The sequence below is a fragment of the Neorhizobium sp. LjRoot104 genome, from assembly GCF_964253725.1.
In the GTDB taxonomy this organism is placed as follows: domain Bacteria; phylum Pseudomonadota; class Alphaproteobacteria; order Rhizobiales; family Rhizobiaceae; genus Neorhizobium.
In genome coordinates this window covers 3570570-3586055 of sequence record NZ_CAXURS020000001.1, presented here as the reverse complement: position 1 = coordinate 3586055, position 15486 = coordinate 3570570, and the positions used below count along the sequence as shown (strand labels likewise).

Here is a 15486-nt window from a genome sequence, read left to right as displayed (position 1 = left end):
GTTTTGCGTTCGGAATTGCGATGAAACGAAGAGATGAAGAAAAGGAAAAAGAACTATGGCATATGATCTCGTCGTCATCGGAAGCGGCCCCGGCGGTTACGTCTGCGCGGTGAAGGCTGCCCAGCTCGGCCTCAAGGTCGCGGTCGTGGAGAAGCGCGCCACCTATGGCGGGACCTGCCTCAACATCGGCTGCATCCCTTCCAAGGCGCTGCTGCACGCTTCCGAGATGTTCGCCCACGCGGCTCACGGCATGGATGCGCTCGGCATCGAGGTTTCCGCGCCGAAGCTCAATCTCGAAAAGATGATGGCTCACAAGGACGCGACCGTTAAGTCGAATGTCGATGGCGTTTCCTTCCTGTTCAAGAAGAACAAGATCGACGGCTTCATCGGCACCGGCAAGGTCGTTTCGGCCGGCAAGGTCTCGGTGACCGGCGACGACGGCAAGACCCAGGAACTCGAAACCAAGAACATCGTCATCGCCACCGGCTCCGACGTTGCCGGCATTCCGGGCGTCAATGTCGAGATCGACGAGAAGGTGATCATCTCGTCGACCGGCGGCATCGCGCTCGAAAAGGTGCCGGCGCACCTGATCGTGGTCGGCGGCGGCGTCATCGGTATGGAACTCGGCTCGGTCTGGTCGCGCCTCGGCGCCAAGGTGACCGTCGTCGAATATCTCGACAAGCTGCTCGGCGGCATGGATGGCGAGGTTTCCAAGCAGTTCCAGCGGATGATGGCCAAGCAGGGCATGGACATCCGCACGGATGCCAAGGTCACCGGCGTCGAAAAGACCGCTTCGGGCGCCAAGGTCACCTACGAGCCGGTCAAGGGCGGCGACGCCCAGACGCTCGAAGCCGACGTCGTGCTGATCGCCACCGGCCGCAAGCCGTATACCGCAGGCCTCGGTCTGGAAGAAGCCGGCGTCAAGCTCGACAACCGCGGCCGCGTCGAGATCGACGGCCACTTCAAGACCAATGTCGAAGGCATCTATGCGATCGGCGACGTGGTGCGTGGCCCGATGCTCGCGCACAAGGCGGAAGACGAAGGTGTTGCGATGGCCGAGATCATCGCCGGCCAGCACGGCCATGTGAATTACGACGTCATACCGGGCGTCGTCTACACGCAGCCGGAAGTGGCTTCCGTCGGCAAGACCGAGGAAGAACTGAAGGCCGCAGGCATCGCCTACAAGGTCGGCAAGTTCCCGTTCACCGCCAACGGCCGCGCCCGCGCCATGCTGGCGACGGACGGTTTCGTGAAGATCCTCGCCGACAAGGACACCGACCGGGTTCTCGGCGGCCATATCGTCGGCTTCGGCGCCGGCGAGATGATCCACGAGATCGCCGTGCTGATGGAATTCGGCGGATCCTCGGAAGACCTCGGCCGTACCTGCCATGCCCACCCGACCATGTCGGAAGCGGTCAAGGAAGCGGCATTGGCGACCTTCTTCAAGCCGATCCATATGTGAGTAAGCTTGGCGGTTTCATGCCAGGGCAAGCAGAAAGGGCGGGGCATTGTCCCGCCCTCTTCCGTTAGACGTCGTAGCGTTGGAGCCTATGCACGTCCGAGCGGGCTATTCCTCGAAGCGACCCGTGGCGTCGCGATCACGCTCGTATCGCCTGGTGACCGGAAACGGCGGTAACCAGGACTCTCGGCGGATGATCCAGCTTTCGTAAGTTGGCGTCAGTTGGTCGCTGGCATCCAGGGATCCGAGGTTGACTTCGATCTCGTCCGCGGTGCGTGCGAAAACCGACGAGCCGCAGCGGGGACAGAAAAACCGCCCGGCGTAATCGCGTGTCTCGCCATCGATCCTCACCGCGTCCTGGGGAAATATCGCGGAAGCGTGGAAAAGCGCTCCATGATGCTTGCGGCAGTCGAGACAGTGACAAACGCCGACGCGGTACGGCAGTCCCGACGCCACAATTCGAACATTGCCGCACAGGCAGCCGCCGATAAATCGATCCATGTCGCGTCTCCTCCAAGATCAGGCGGCGGGAGTTTTTACACCGGCCATCGTCTTCGGCGCAATTGTTCGCAGCGGATGATTGATCATCGCCTCCGGGCGAACACATGGGCTGGAATTACGATTGGTCAATTCCAGGATTAAATCTTGGACAGGCTTGCTGCTTTCGCTTGAGCCTGCGGCAAACGACCATAGACTGGATCCCATTGTTCCAACCTTCAGTAAAGGTCGAGAAATGGCTCCCTCCTTCACTGTGCCGCAGCGTATCCTGCATTGGCTGATGGCGGCGCTCATCCTTTTCAACCTGATCTTCAGCGATGCCATGGAGACTGCCGGCCGGCTGATGTTCCGCGGCGAAGCGCTGACGCCCGAGCAGGTGAGCGCGGCGAACATCCATGCCTATGTCGGCATCGCTGTGTTGGTCCTAGCCCTGATCCGGCTCTGTCTGCGGTTCATGCAAGGCGTGCCGCCGGAGCCGATACAGGAGCCGCCATTCCTTCGGGTTGTGGCGAGGATCGGCCACTGGGCGTTCTATGCGCTCTTTCTGGCGATGCCGCTCGCTGGTATCGGCGCCTGGTATTTCGGCAATACGACGGCTGCATTTGTCCATTCAGGACCGATGAAACTGCTGATGTGGGCACTGATCGTCGCCCATATCGGCGGCGCGCTGGTGCACCAGTTCTACTGGAAGACCGATGTGCTGAAACGGATGACGAGCGGTTGACGAGGAATAGGCGGCGTCAATTGACGGCCGTCACCTTGAAGCCCTTTTTCCGGAAGAGTTCGACGAGGCCTTCCTCGCCCGGCAGGTGCAGGGCGCCCACCGCCATGAAGGCGCCGCCCTGGTCGAGGATCGGAGCTGCCCGGTCGGCCATCACATGGTTACGCTTGCTGACGACCAGGTTTTCGAAGTCGCCGTAACCGGCTTCGTCCTCGGTTCCGTCGGGTGCCACGGCTTTCAGCATCGGCATTGCGAGACCGATCTCACCGGAAAGATAGACCTCCGTCAGCGTCTCGAAGACATCATCGACGCGCTTGCCGAGCTTGATGGTCTCGATCAGCGACTTGAGGTGCAGTTCGATCGGGATGGCGTTCAGCGCCGCCGCCTGCTCTTCGAGCGTTTCCAGTCCCTTGACCGGCTTGCCCTCGGCCGTTGCCTGCTCGGCGATCTTCTTGTCGAGGAAGGCGACGTTCTGCGCCTTGCGGGCAAGCTCGCAGGCCGGCACCGAAACGAGCGCCATCAGCATCCAGGGCCGCATGCGCGAGACGGCCGAAAGCGGCACCCCGCGCGCCTTCAGGCCGGCTTCGAGCAGCGCGACATCGTCCTTCGGCAACAGCGAATCGATCGTGCTGCCATCCGTCAGCATCATCAGTTCCGGTTTGGCGAGCATCTTCGCCATCGCCTTCTTTTCGTCGATGACCTCGTCGGATTCGATGATGATGGTTTTTGCCTTGGAATGGGCTTCGGCGGCGCCGAGCGGCATTTTCAGAACCCGAGGATCGGACACGTGCATGGTGCCGAGCAGATAGGATGGTTGAAGCCCCGCCTTCTCGATCTTCCAGAATATGCCCCTGCCGTTTGGCACCTTGGCGGCCTCGGTGACGATCTGGTCGTAGAGCGGCGATTTTTCGGCCTTCATCTGCTCGAGGAGGTTCCGGCCGTCGCAGCCGGGTGTTTCCGCCCGCGCCGGGGACAATGAGCCGAGGACCAGAAGAAGGGAGGCAAGTGCCAGGACATGTGCGGCTGCGATCAGCCACAGCACGAAACCTTGGGCGCGCTTCATGAAAGCGCCGGTGGGAGAGGCAAGGGCGGGAGTCATCATGTCATCCGTCGGCAAGGGTTGTCGGCATGTTAGCGACGCCGGCTGCACAAGCGCTTAACGCAACTGGTTAAAAACTTGGTTCATGCGTGGGTTCACGCGCGGGGATGGGCGCGGTCGTAGACCTCCAGCAGCCGCGATGAATCGACGCCGGTATAGACCTGGGTGGTCGAAAGGCTGGCATGGCCGAGCAGTTCCTGGATGGTGCGCAGGTCACCGCCGCCGGCGAGCAGATGGGTGGCGAAGGAATGCCGCAGCGCATGCGGGGTGGCCGTCTCCGGCAGGCCGAATGCGCTCCTGAGCTTCTGCATCTCCCGCTGGATGATCGCCGGCTGCAGCGGGCCGCCGCGGGCGCCGCGGAACAGCGGCTTGCCGGCTTCCAGATGGTAGGGGCAGAGTTTCTTATAAGTCTCCACGGCGTCGAACACGACCTGGAGCAGCGGTACGAGACGGGTCTTGCCGCCCTTGCCGGTGATCCGCAGCGTCGTGGCGCCCGACGTCAGGTCGTCGGGCTTGAGCCCGAGCGCTTCGGAGATGCGCAGGCCGCAGCCGTAGAGCAGGGTCAGCACGGCGGCGTCGCGGGCGGCGATCCACGGTTCTTCCTGCAACTGGGCGCCTGTCGTGACGAGGTTGAGCGCCTGGCGGTCGGTCAGCGGTTTCGGCAGGGATTTCGGCTGTTTTGGGGCGCGGATGGCTCCTGCGGCGGCGGCATTCACCAGGCCCTTGCGTTCGAGATAACGAAGAAATGAACGAAGCCCCGCGAGATGCCGGCCGAGCGACCGAGCCCCGGAACCCTCGCGGCGACGGGCCGCCAGAAAGGCACGCAGGTCGGCCGGGCGCAGGGTGTGGATATCGGAAATTCTTGCCGGACCTGCCAGATGCCCGGTCAGAAACGTCAAAAACTGCCGCGTATCGCGCTCATAGGCATCGAGCGTGTTGCCCGACAGGCGGCGCTCACCCGTCAGGCTCTCCAGCCATTCGCGACGTTTTTCCAAGAGATCGGGTGCGGCGATAATCAGCAGCTCATTCACTGTCGGCCCCGTTGAATTTGGATTGGTTGCGCCCCAGATTGCTCTGGACGGCGTTACAAAATCCCTAAGACTGCCTTAGTCCTGGGTAACGATGTCATCGTTCGATCATACGGGGCTGCCATACCAAGCAGATCCTGCCTGCGGGAGTTTCTATGGCGCGCCGTGTATCTACGACCACGTTTGGACAGTTCGCGGAAACAATCGCCCTCATTTCACAAGGCAGACCCGGCCACATCGTCGACACATTGATTGCCGAACGCGGCCAGCGGATCGTCCAGAATCCGCTCTGGCCGGTGATGCGGCCGTTCCTCTACACGCTGCTGCGTTATGGGCGGGCGATCAGGTTCGCCAACGACATCTCGACGCTCAACGGTTTCCAGTGCTTCGAATACATGAGCAACCTCCTGAAGCTGGATGTCACGGTCGCCAATGCTGAGCGCATTCCCGAAAAGGGCGGCTTCATCCTGGTCAGCAATCACCCGACCGGTATCGCCGACGGGGTTGCCGTCTTCGACCTCCTGAAGTCGCGGCGCCCGGACATGATGGTGTTCGCTAACCGCGATGCGGTGCGCGTCAATCCCCGCTTTGCCGAGATGATCATCCCGGTCGAATGGCGGGAGGAGCACAAGACCAAGCTCAAGGCCCGCGAGACGCTGGTGCTGACCAACAAGACGATCGAGGACGGGAAGGTGATGGTGCTGTTTCCGTCGGGGCGCATCGCCTACTGGGCGGACGGCAAGTTGAACGAGCGCCCGTGGAAGACGTCCGCTGTCAGCCTCGCCCGCAAATACAACCTGCCGATCCTGCCGATCCACATGCGGGCCCGCAATTCCGGCCTGTTCTACTGGTTCGCGAAGTGGTCGACGGAACTGCGCGACATGACGGTGTTTTACGAACTCCTGAACAAGAAGGGCGATCATTTCGATTTCACGGTCGGCCAGATGATCCCGCCGTCGGCGCTGGAAGGCGACATGACGGAGGTGACCAAGGCGCTGGAACAGCACACCGTGTTCGAGCTTGCCGCCGATGGCGATGCGGTGTTCAAGCCGGCCGAGAAACCGCAGACAGCATCGGCGGCGTGAAGGACATGAGCCCCGAAGATCTGAATATTGTGATTGTCCCGTTTGGCAACCGGCTTGCCAGCGGCATCGGACCGCTGGCCGAAGCAGCAAGGCAGGAAGGCTATAATCACATCCTGCGGATTGCCGAGGAATGGTCGGCGGGAACCAACCGGTTCGAACGACCTGGCGAAAGCCTGCTCGGTGCCCATGATCAGGGGCGGATGATCGCCGTCGGCGGGATGACGGTCGAACCGTCGCGGGCCGACTGGCTGAGGATGCGCCGCTTTTATGTGTCGCAGTCGTACCGGGGCAAGGGTGTCGGCCGGTGTCTTGCCGAGCGGCTGATCGAACATGCCCGCTCCTTCACCACGGTCGTGACCGTCCATGCCGGCAGCGATGATGCCTGCCGTTTCTGGGAGGCCATGGGATTTCAGCCGCTGACCGGCGAGAGCTACACACATACCCTGCGCCTCACCTGAACGGCGTTCTTTTCATCCCGCTCTTCAGATAGGGAAAAGGCATGCTGCTTCGCTCGATGTTCGCCGCCAACTACCGTTCGCTGCGCTCGATCCGCATGGATCTGGCCGGCGTCAATCTGTTCATCGGCGAAAACGGGGTGGGAAAATCCAATCTCTATCGCGCCCTGCAGCTTGTGCAGGCAGCTGTTCGCGGCAATCTTGCCTACGAGATCGCGGCCGAGGGCGGCATGGCCTCGGCGCTGTGGTCCGGTCAGCGCCGGCAGGAGAAGAATTTCCGCATCAAGCTCGAGGTCGAAGTTCTTGATGAAGAGCGGGCGGTGACGTTCCGCTACCGGGTCGAGGCGGGGCTTCGTCCGCCTATCGACGCAGCGGGCTTTGCCTTCGAGCCGCAGGTGAAGGAGGAGGAGCTTGTCGTCGAAACCGGTTCGCGGCCGGTGACGATGATGAAGCGGGTCGGGCCGGGCATCATGGTACGGGGGACAAGCGGCCGGATGGAGGAATATCCCGAGCAGGCGATGACCTCCGAGACGGCGGTCGCTCTTCTCGGCGACGCCGGGCACTATCCGGAAGTCGGCGCCTTCCGGCGATTGATCGACGGGTGGCGGTTCTTCCATGGTTTTCGAACGGATCGGGATTCCGCCCTGCGGCAGCCCTGCCTTGCGGTTACCTCGCCGCTGCTCGATCAGGACGGTGGCAACATGGCGGCGGTGTTCGCGACGCTCGTGCATACCCGCGGCGACACGGTGGAGCTGGACCAGGCTGTTGCCGCGGCTCTTGGCGGGGCAAAACTGCATGTGCCTGAGCCGAATGAATATGCCGAATTCGGCCTCGTCTTCCCGGATTTCCCCAAACGGATTTTTCAGCCGCGCGAGCTTTCCGACGGGCAGATCCGCTTTCTGGGCTTGGCGGCGGCGCTGATGTCCTACCGCCAGCCGCCGCTGATCGCGCTCAACGAGCCGGAGGCGAGCCTGCATCCGGACATGCTGGCGCCGCTGGCGGACATGATCGCGCAGGCGGCCCGCCACAGCCAGATCTGGATCGTCACCCATTCGGAACTGCTCGCATCCGCCGTTCAGGAGCGCTGCGGCACGCGGCCGCGGCGAGTGATCCGCAGGCAAGGCGCCACCTGGATCGACGGCATGCGGCTGACAGGCGTCATAGACGGTGAAGACGATGACGAGTAGCCGTCTTTAGGGTTCACTTTTGTTCCGGGTTTGGGCATGGTCGCCGCCCATGGGCAAAGATTCGTCCGATCTCTTCGGTTCGCTGTTCGAAGCGCCGCCATTGGCGAAGGTGGTGCCGGTCCTGGTGCCGCTGCCGGTGCCGGGCGCCTATAGCTATGCCGTGCCGGAAGGCGTGCATGTGGAGCCCGGTTCGGTCGTGCAGGTGCCGGTCGGTCCGCGGCAATTGATCGGCGTCGTCTGGGATGGTGACAACGACGATAAGCTCGATCCCAAGAAGCTGAGGCCGATCACGCTGGTCTTCGATTGCCCGCCGCTTTCCAAGGAGATGCGCGACTTCGTCGACTGGGTGGCGAGCTATACGCTGTCGCCGCCGGGCCTCGTGGCACGCATGGCGATAAGGGCCCCGGCGGCGCTCGATCCGGAGCCGATGGTCGAAGGCCTGCGCTATCTCGGCGGCCAGCCGGAGCGGCTGACGCCGGCGCGCGCCCGGGTGCTCGATCTTGCCGGCGAAGAAGGAATCCCGTGGACGCGCAGCGGGCTGGCGCATGCCGCCGGCGTTTCGATGAGTGTCGTCGACGGACTGACCGCGCAGGGCATATTCGAGACGGTGTTCCTGGCCCCGCCGCCGGTCGTGGCGAGGCCTGATCCGGATTATACGAGCCCGCGTATCGAGGGGCCACAGAAACAGGCGTCCGTGGAGATATTGGACTCGATCCGGGAAGGCGGGTTCTCCACCTCGCTGATCGACGGCGTTACCGGTTCGGGCAAGACGGAAGTCTATTTCGAGGCGATCGCCGAAACCTTGAGGCGCGGCAAGCAGGTGCTGATCCTGCTGCCGGAAATCGCGCTGACTTCGAGCTTCCTCGAACGCTTCCAGCAGCGGTTCGGCGCGAAGCCAGGCGAATGGCATTCGGATCTCGCCCCCCGCATGCGCGAAAAGGTCTGGCGCGGCGTGGTGACAGGCGAGGTGAAGGTGGTGGCAGGTGCCCGGTCGGCGCTGTTCCTGCCGTTCGAGGATCTCGGGCTGATCATCGTCGATGAAGAGCACGACCCGGCCTACAAGCAGGAGGACCGGGTCTTCTACAATGCCCGCGACATGGCGGTGGTGCGCGCAAGGATCGGTGACTTTCCGATCGTTCTCGTCTCGGCGACGCCCTCGGTGGAAAGCCAGGTGAACGGGCTTGCCGGGCGCTATAATACCGTGCACCTGCCGACCCGCTTCGGCGATGCGGCGCTGCCGGACCTGCACCTGATCGACATGCGCCGCCATCCGCCGGAGCGTGGCGGCTTCCTGTCGCCGGTGCTTTTGCGGGCGATCGGCCGGACGATCGAGCGCAAGGAACAGGCGCTGCTCTTCCTCAATCGCCGCGGTTACGCGCCGCTGACGCTCTGCCGCGTCTGCGGTCACCGGTTCCAGTGCCCGCAATGTTCGAGCTGGCTGGTGGAACACCGGTTCAAGAGCCAGATCCAGTGCCATCAGTGCGGTTATTCGGAGCGGACCCCGGAAGCCTGCCCGGAATGCGGTACGCTCGACCATCTGGTCGCCTGCGGTCCCGGCGTCGAACGCATCGCCGAGGAAGTCGAAAAGCATTTTCCGGATGCGCGGACCATCGTCATGTCGTCGGACCTGCTCGGTGGGGTCAAGCGCATGCGGCTGGAGCTGGAGGCGATCACCAAGGGCGAGGCGGATATCGTCATCGGCACGCAGCTGGTCGCCAAGGGCCATAACTTTCCGCTGATGACTCTGGTCGGCATCGTCGATTCCGATCTCGGCCTGTCGAACGGCGATCCGCGCGCCGCCGAGCGTACCTTCCAGCTTCTCTCCCAGGTGACGGGCCGGGCCGGGCGAACCGGCCTCAAGAGCCATGGCCTGCTGCAGACCTTCCAGCCGCAGCATCCGGTGATGCAGGCGATCGTCTCGGGTGACGCCGGCGCCTTCTACGAGCGGGAGATCGCCGAGCGGGAAAAGGCGATCCTGCCGCCCTTTGGCCGGCTTGCCTCGCTGATCGTCTCCGCCGACACCCGGGCGGATGCGGAAACCCATGCGCGGGGGCTCAGGGCGGCCGCTCCGAAGGTCACCGGTATTTCCGTGCTCGGTCCGGCGGAGGCGCCGCTGGCGCTGGTGCGGGGGCGGCATCGCTTCCGGCTGCTGGTGCATGGACGGCGCAATTCGGACATGCAGGCGTTTCTGCGGGCCATGCTGGAAAACGGCCCGAAACAGCGCGGCTCGCTGCAGATCCAGCTCGATATCGACCCGCAGAGTTTTCTTTGATCGCGGTTCTTTGCGACTTGTTTACCGCTTGCGTTAGAATCTTGCGATTCGAAGGATGCGAGGCGACATGGAACTCTACTTTCCCACTGAACTCGGCGAGCAGGCGGCTTTCGTCTGTGCGGCGGCTACCGCGGCACTCGGCCTCCTCGTGTTTCTGTTTCCCGCCGTCGTCTTGCGCCTGACCGCATTCCAGATCGGCGAAGTGCGACCGGAAGGGTATGCCGCTGTCCGCTCCGCCGGCGCCCATCACCTCGGCTTCGGTCTTGCGGCGATCATGCTCGCCCAGGACTGGATCTACATGACGCTTGGCATTGCGCTCGGATTTGCCGCTCTGGGGCGATTGCTGTCCTGTGCCCTGGATCGAGGCTTCACCCCCAGAAATATAGCATTTTCCCTACTTCAGGTTGCACTTGCCGGCGGGCCGCTCGCCTATGTCTTCGGCTATATCTGACGCTTAATTCGGAGAATGCGGGCCGTAGCCCGCCAAAAATCCCTCCGCTTCCGGTATAAAATCGTTCTCAGCCCTTGCGTGTCCGGCTTTTTCCGTTATCAGGCGTGTTGCGAGTCCTTACAGCCTATGCTAGACGGACCGCGAAAGTCGGAAAGGGTAGTGCGCGAGCTCTGCAGGTTCTGAGAAAAAATCAAACGATTTCAAGCTCTTGATACACCTCTCCCGCAGGGTCTGGCGCTTGGATGGCAATACAGGGAAACTGTGCCCGTGGCTGACACGTCCCAGCTTATTTCCGGTGTAGCGGAGCGTTATGCTTCCTCGCTTTTCGAACTGTCTCTCGAGGCAGGTTCGGTCGATAAGGTCGGTGCCGATCTTGATCGGTTTCAGGCGCTGCTGGATGAGAGTGAAGACCTGCGACGCCTGGTCGCAAGCCCGGTATTTTCCGCCGAGGACCAGCAGAAGGCTGTGATCGCCGTTGCCGAGAAGGCTGGCATTTCCGGTCTCGTCGCCAATTTCCTGAAGGTGGTCGCCGGCAATCGTCGTCTGTTCGCGATGCCCGGCATGATCCGCGCCTTCCGCCAGATCGCCGCCGAACATCGCGGTGAAATCACTGCCGAGGTCACCTCGGCGCATGCGCTTTCCCAGGCGCAGGAAAACGAACTCAAGTCGGCGCTGAAGGGCGTAACCGGCAAGGACGTCGCAATCGTCGTGACGATCGATCCGTCGATCCTCGGCGGCCTGATCGTCAAGGTTGGTTCTCGTCAGATCGACACTTCCCTTCGCACCAAACTTTCCACCCTTAAGCTTGCACTGAAAGAGGTTGGCTGATGGATATCCGCGCCGCGGAAATTTCCGCAATTCTGAAAGACCAGATCAAGAACTTCGGCCAGGAGGCTGAGGTTTCCGAAGTCGGACAGGTTCTGTCCGTCGGCGACGGCATTGCCCGCGTCTACGGTCTGGACAACGTCCAGGCCGGCGAAATGGTCGAATTCCCGGGCGGCATCCGTGGTATGGCGCTCAACCTCGAAGCCGACAATGTCGGCGTCGTCATCTTCGGTTCCGACCGCGAGATCAAGGAAGGCGACACCGTCAAGCGGACCGGCGCCATCGTTGACGTTCCGGTCGGTCCGGAACTGCTCGGCCGCGTCGTCGACGCGCTCGGCAACCCGATCGACGGCAAGGGCCCGATCAACGCTTCGCGCCGTTCGCGCGTCGACGTCAAGGCTCCGGGCATCATTCCGCGCAAGTCGGTTCATGAGCCGATGTCGACCGGCCTCAAGGCCATCGACGCGCTCATCCCGGTCGGCCGCGGCCAGCGCGAGCTGGTCATCGGCGACCGCCAGACCGGCAAGACCGCCATCATTCTCGACACGATCCTCAACCAGAAGGCCATTCACGACAACGGCCCGGACTCTGAAAAGCTGTTCTGCGTCTACGTCGCTATCGGCCAGAAGCGTTCGACGGTTGCCCAGTTCGTCAAGGTTCTCGAAGAGCGTGGCGCCCTGCAGTACTCGATCATCGTTGCCGCGACCGCTTCCGATCCGGCTCCGATGCAGTATCTCGCACCGTTCGCCGGTTGCGCCATGGGCGAATATTTCCGCGACAACGGCCAGCACGCCCTGATCGGTTACGACGACCTTTCCAAGCAGGCCGTCGCCTATCGCCAGATGTCGCTGCTGCTGCGCCGCCCGCCGGGCCGCGAAGCTTATCCGGGCGACGTCTTCTACCTGCATTCCCGCCTTCTGGAGCGCGCCGCAAAGCTCTCCGACGAGCGCGGCAACGGTTCGCTGACGGCTCTGCCGGTCATCGAAACCCAGGGTAACGACGTTTCGGCCTTCATTCCGACCAACGTGATCTCGATCACCGACGGCCAGATCTTCCTTGAAACCGACCTGTTCTACCAGGGCATCCGTCCGGCCGTTAACGTCGGTCTGTCGGTTTCCCGCGTCGGCTCGGCCGCGCAGATCAAGGCGATGAAGCAGGTTGCCGGCTCGATCAAGGGCGAACTCGCCCAGTATCGCGAAATGGCCGCCTTCGCCCAGTTCGGTTCCGACCTGGACGCCTCGACGCAGCGCCTCCTGAACCGCGGTGCACGCCTGACCGAACTCCTGAAGCAGCCGCAGTTCTCGCCGCTGAAGACGGAAGAGCAGGTCGCGGTGATCTTCGCCGGCGTCAACGGCTATCTCGACAAGATCGCGGTTGCCCAGGTCGGCAAGTTCGAGCAGGGCTTCCTCTCGTACCTCCGCTCCGAAGGCAAGGCTCTCCTCGATACGATCCGTAGCGAGAAGCAGCTTTCCGACGACACCCGCGCGAAGCTCAAGGCCGCTCTCGACAGCTACGCCAAGTCTTTCGCCTGAGAACGGATCAATCTCGAGGACCGATAACGGATGCCTTCACTTAAGGATCTGAAAAACCGGATCGCCTCCGTCAAGGCGACGCAGAAGATCACCAAGGCGATGAAAATGGTCGCCGCGGCGAAGCTGCGCCGTGCCCAGGAGGCGGCCGAGGCCGCCCGTCCTTACGCGGAACGTATGACCAAGGTGCTGGCCGGCCTTTCGGCCGCCAATGCCGGCAATGCCGAAGCACCGCTCCTGCTTTCGGGCACGGGCAAGGACCAGGTTCATCTCCTGATCGTCGCGACCGGCGAACGCGGTCTGGCCGGGGGCTTCAACTCCTCGATCATCCGTCTCGCCCGCGATCACGCGCTGAAGCTGCTTGCCCAGGGCAAGACGGTGAAGATCCTCACCGTCGGCCGCAAGGGCAACGACATCCTGCGCCGCTCGTTCCGCGAAAACATCGTCGACTACGTGACGTTCCGCGAAGTCAAGCAGCTCGGTTTCGCCCAGGCGGACGAGGTGGCCCACAAGGTGCTCGCACTTTACAATGCCGGTGAATTCGACGTCGCGACGCTGTTCTTCGCGCGCTTCCAGTCGGTGATCTCGCAGGTGGCGACCGCCTCGCAGATCATCCCGGCCAAGTTCGAGACCACCGAGCCGGCGACCGCCGCCTCGGCGCTCTACGAATACGAGCCGAGCGAAGAGGAAATCCTCGAGGACCTGCTGCCGAAGAACGTCGCCGTGCAGATCTTCCGGGCTCTGCTCGAAAACAACGCTTCCTTCTATGGCGCGCAGATGTCCGCAATGGACAACGCGACGCGCAATGCCGGTGACATGATCAACAAGCTGACGCTTTCCTACAACCGTCAGCGCCAGGCACAGATCACCAAGGAACTCATCGAAATCATTTCGGGCGCGGAAGCGCTCTGAGGTAAAGAAAGAGGGTAAGAATCATGGCTACCGCAACGGGCACGTCCCTCGGCAAGGTGACCCAGGTTATCGGCGCTGTCGTCGACGTCGCTTTCGACGGCGAACTGCCGGCGATCTTGAACGCGCTTGAAACCGACAACAACGGCAACCGCCTCGTTCTCGAAGTCGCGCAGCACCTCGGCGAAAGCTCCGTCCGCACCATCGCGATGGACTCGACCGAAGGTCTGGTTCGTGGTCAGAAGGTCACCGATACCGGCGCTCCGATCACCGTTCCGGTCGGCCCGGAAACGCTCGGCCGCATCATGAACGTCATCGGCGAGCCGGTCGATGAAGCCGGTCCGCTCGTCACGTCCGGCAAGCGCGCCATCCACCAGGAAGCGCCGGCCTATGTCGATCAGTCGACCGAAGGCCAGATTCTGGTCACCGGCATCAAGGTCGTCGATCTTCTCGCGCCTTACGCAAAGGGCGGCAAGATCGGCCTCTTCGGCGGTGCCGGCGTCGGCAAGACGGTTCTGATCATGGAACTCATCAACAACGTTGCGAAGGCACACGGCGGTTATTCCGTGTTCGCAGGCGTCGGTGAGCGTACCCGCGAGGGCAACGACCTTTACCACGAAATGATCGAATCGGGCGTCAACAAGCATGGCGGCGGCGAAGGCTCCAAGGCAGCCCTCGTTTACGGCCAGATGAACGAACCGCCGGGCGCCCGCGCTCGCGTCGCTCTGACGGGTCTCACCATCGCTGAAGACTTCCGCGACAAGGGCCAGGACGTTCTGTTCTTCGTCGATAACATCTTCCGCTTTACCCAGGCTGGTTCGGAAGTGTCGGCTCTGCTCGGCCGTATTCCTTCGGCCGTGGGTTATCAGCCGACGCTCGCGACCGACATGGGCCAGATGCAGGAACGCATCACCACCACGACCAAGGGCTCGATCACCTCGGTTCAGGCCATCTACGTTCCCGCCGACGACTTGACCGACCCGGCGCCGGCAACCTCGTTCGCCCACCTGGACGCAACGACGGTTCTGTCGCGCTCGATCGCCGAAAAGGGTATCTACCCGGCCGTCGATCCGCTCGACTCGACCTCGCGCATGCTCGACCCGCTGGTCGTCGGCGAAGAACACTACGAAATTGCCCGCAAGGTGCAGACCACGCTGCAGCGCTACAAGTCGCTGCAGGACATCATCGCCATCCTCGGCATGGACGAACTGTCCGAAGAGGACAAGATGACGGTTGCCCGCGCCCGCAAGATCGAGCGCTTCCTGTCGCAGCCGTTCTTCGTCGCCGAAGTCTTCACCGGTTCGCCGGGCAAGCTGGTTGCGCTCGAAGACACGATCAAGGGCTTCAAGGGCCTCGTCAACGGCGACTACGACCATCTTCCGGAAGCTGCCTTCTACATGGTCGGCTCGATCGAAGAAGCCATGGAAAAGGCCAAGAAGCTGGCGGAAGCCGCCTGACCCTGAACGAAACGGCGCGCGGGACTATCTCCGGCGCGCCTTTCCCGCATAAACACGCTGAGGAAATAAACCTTCATGGCCGAGGCTTTCAACTTTGAACTGGTTTCGCCCGAGCGCCTGCTCGTCTCGGAAAAGGTCACCGAAGTGGTGATCCCGGCGACGCTTGGCGAAATGACGGTGCTTGCCAATCACGCGCCGACGATGACGACGATCAAGCCGGGCGTCGTCTCGGTGAAGCTCGCCTCCGGCCATGTCAACAAATACGTGGTTTTCGGCGGTTTCGCCGACATCCTGCCGACCGGCTGCACGCTGCTCGCGGAATCCGCGGTTCCGGCCAGCGAGCTGACCCACTCGACGCTGCAGAAGCGGATCGAGACGACGCAGGGCGAAATCGACCATGCGCAGAACGACGAGCACAAGACCAAGCTCGAGCAGTTCCTGGCGGAATTGACCCACCTCAACGGTATCGTCGTTCCGGCCTGATACTTCAAAATTCTCTGCGAAAGATCGA

Annotated in this window: 15 protein-coding genes; 12 read left to right on the top strand and 3 right to left on the bottom strand. The window is 62.6% G+C overall.

The window, feature by feature from the left end; genetic code table 11:
- Positions 1-55 precede the first annotated feature (55 nt).
- Positions 56-1462, top strand: coding sequence for a dihydrolipoyl dehydrogenase (lpdA, locus tag ACSQ8R_RS17720; RefSeq protein ID WP_436254588.1), 1407 nt, complete (start codon positions 56-58; stop codon positions 1460-1462).
- A gap of 105 nt (positions 1463-1567) precedes the next feature.
- Here the strand turns inward: lpdA and ACSQ8R_RS17715 are convergent, their stop codons facing one another.
- Complete coding sequence (locus tag ACSQ8R_RS17715) at positions 1568-1960, bottom strand: GFA family protein (RefSeq protein WP_436254587.1); 393 nt, start codon at positions 1958-1960, stop codon at positions 1568-1570.
- A 232-nt stretch (positions 1961-2192) separates the two neighbouring features.
- Here ACSQ8R_RS17715 and ACSQ8R_RS17710 point away from each other — a divergent pair, with 232 nt between their 5' ends.
- Positions 2193-2681, top strand: coding sequence for a cytochrome b (locus ACSQ8R_RS17710; RefSeq protein ID WP_436254586.1), 489 nt, complete (start codon positions 2193-2195; stop codon positions 2679-2681).
- 16 nt (positions 2682-2697) lie between these two features.
- Here ACSQ8R_RS17710 and ACSQ8R_RS17705 read toward each other — a convergent pair whose 3' ends face one another.
- Both ACSQ8R_RS17705 and ACSQ8R_RS17700 read right to left on the bottom strand, forming a co-directional pair.
- The gene (locus ACSQ8R_RS17705) at positions 2698-3777 is read right to left on the bottom strand and encodes a TraB/GumN family protein (RefSeq protein WP_436255509.1); all 1080 of its coding nucleotides are present in this window, start codon (positions 3775-3777) and stop codon (positions 2698-2700) included.
- 95 nt (positions 3778-3872) lie between these two features.
- Positions 3873-4808 (bottom strand): tyrosine recombinase XerC, encoded by a 936-nt coding sequence (locus ACSQ8R_RS17700; RefSeq protein ID WP_436254585.1) that lies wholly within the window; start codon positions 4806-4808, stop codon positions 3873-3875.
- Between the two features lie 152 nt (positions 4809-4960).
- Between ACSQ8R_RS17700 and ACSQ8R_RS17695 the strand changes: the two genes are divergently transcribed.
- The 10 genes from ACSQ8R_RS17695 (at position 4961) to ACSQ8R_RS17650 (ending at position 15458) form a co-directional block, all read left to right on the top strand.
- A complete protein-coding gene (locus ACSQ8R_RS17695) occupies positions 4961-5890 on the top strand; it encodes a GNAT family N-acetyltransferase (protein ID WP_436254584.1) in 930 nt (309 codons plus the stop codon).
- Positions 5891-5895: 5 nt separating this feature from the next.
- Positions 5896-6348: a GNAT family N-acetyltransferase gene (locus ACSQ8R_RS17690; protein WP_436254583.1), complete on the top strand. Its 453-nt coding sequence runs from the start codon at positions 5896-5898 to the stop codon at positions 6346-6348.
- A gap of 41 nt (positions 6349-6389) precedes the next feature.
- Positions 6390-7532: an AAA family ATPase gene (locus ACSQ8R_RS17685; RefSeq protein WP_436254582.1), complete on the top strand. Its 1143-nt coding sequence runs from the start codon at positions 6390-6392 to the stop codon at positions 7530-7532.
- Between the two features lie 49 nt (positions 7533-7581).
- Positions 7582-9804, top strand: coding sequence for a primosomal protein N' (locus ACSQ8R_RS17680; RefSeq protein WP_436254581.1), 2223 nt, complete (start codon positions 7582-7584; stop codon positions 9802-9804).
- Between the two features lie 67 nt (positions 9805-9871).
- On the top strand, positions 9872-10255 hold the full coding sequence (locus ACSQ8R_RS17675) for an AGROH133_08824 family phage infection protein (protein ID WP_436254580.1): 384 nt from the start codon (positions 9872-9874) through the stop codon (positions 10253-10255).
- A gap of 261 nt (positions 10256-10516) precedes the next feature.
- On the top strand, positions 10517-11083 hold the full coding sequence (locus ACSQ8R_RS17670; protein ID WP_113285717.1) for a F0F1 ATP synthase subunit delta: 567 nt from the start codon (positions 10517-10519) through the stop codon (positions 11081-11083).
- Positions 11083-12612, top strand: coding sequence for a F0F1 ATP synthase subunit alpha (atpA, locus tag ACSQ8R_RS17665; RefSeq protein WP_436254579.1), 1530 nt, complete (start codon positions 11083-11085; stop codon positions 12610-12612). Before ACSQ8R_RS17670 ends, atpA begins: the two co-directional genes overlap by 1 nt.
- Before the next feature lie 30 nt (positions 12613-12642).
- Positions 12643-13521, top strand: a complete 879-nt coding sequence (locus ACSQ8R_RS17660) for a F0F1 ATP synthase subunit gamma (protein WP_436254578.1) — start codon at positions 12643-12645, stop codon at positions 13519-13521.
- Between the two features lie 23 nt (positions 13522-13544).
- A complete protein-coding gene (gene atpD / locus ACSQ8R_RS17655; RefSeq protein WP_436254577.1) occupies positions 13545-14975 on the top strand; it encodes a F0F1 ATP synthase subunit beta in 1431 nt (476 codons plus the stop codon).
- Positions 14976-15050: 75 nt separating this feature from the next.
- Positions 15051-15458, top strand: coding sequence for a F0F1 ATP synthase subunit epsilon (locus ACSQ8R_RS17650; RefSeq protein ID WP_436254576.1), 408 nt, complete (start codon positions 15051-15053; stop codon positions 15456-15458).
- The last annotated feature ends 28 nt before the right edge of the window (positions 15459-15486 follow it).

Bases quoted from the DNA above. Each gene is read 5' to 3' on its own strand.
- ACSQ8R_RS17695 (WP_436254584.1), top strand. From the start codon at position 4,961: ATGGCGCGCCGTGTATCTACGACCACGTTTGGACAGTTCGCGGAAACA.
- atpD (WP_436254577.1), top strand. From the start codon at position 13,545: ATGGCTACCGCAACGGGCACGTCCCTCGGCAAGGTGACCCAGGTTATC.
- ACSQ8R_RS17660 (WP_436254578.1), top strand. From the start codon at position 12,643: ATGCCTTCACTTAAGGATCTGAAAAACCGGATCGCCTCCGTCAAGGCG.
- ACSQ8R_RS17715 (WP_436254587.1), bottom strand. From the start codon at position 1,960: ATGGATCGATTTATCGGCGGCTGCCTGTGCGGCAATGTTCGAATTGTG.
- ACSQ8R_RS17680 (WP_436254581.1), top strand. From the start codon at position 7,582: ATGGGCAAAGATTCGTCCGATCTCTTCGGTTCGCTGTTCGAAGCGCCG.
- atpA (WP_436254579.1), top strand. From the start codon at position 11,083: ATGGATATCCGCGCCGCGGAAATTTCCGCAATTCTGAAAGACCAGATC.
- ACSQ8R_RS17690 (WP_436254583.1), top strand. From the start codon at position 5,896: ATGAGCCCCGAAGATCTGAATATTGTGATTGTCCCGTTTGGCAACCGG.
- ACSQ8R_RS17710 (WP_436254586.1), top strand. From the start codon at position 2,193: ATGGCTCCCTCCTTCACTGTGCCGCAGCGTATCCTGCATTGGCTGATG.
- ACSQ8R_RS17675 (WP_436254580.1), top strand. From the start codon at position 9,872: ATGGAACTCTACTTTCCCACTGAACTCGGCGAGCAGGCGGCTTTCGTC.
- ACSQ8R_RS17685 (WP_436254582.1), top strand. From the start codon at position 6,390: ATGCTGCTTCGCTCGATGTTCGCCGCCAACTACCGTTCGCTGCGCTCG.
- ACSQ8R_RS17650 (WP_436254576.1), top strand. From the start codon at position 15,051: ATGGCCGAGGCTTTCAACTTTGAACTGGTTTCGCCCGAGCGCCTGCTC.
- lpdA (WP_436254588.1), top strand. From the start codon at position 56: ATGGCATATGATCTCGTCGTCATCGGAAGCGGCCCCGGCGGTTACGTC.
- ACSQ8R_RS17705 (WP_436255509.1), bottom strand. From the start codon at position 3,777: ATGACTCCCGCCCTTGCCTCTCCCACCGGCGCTTTCATGAAGCGCGCC.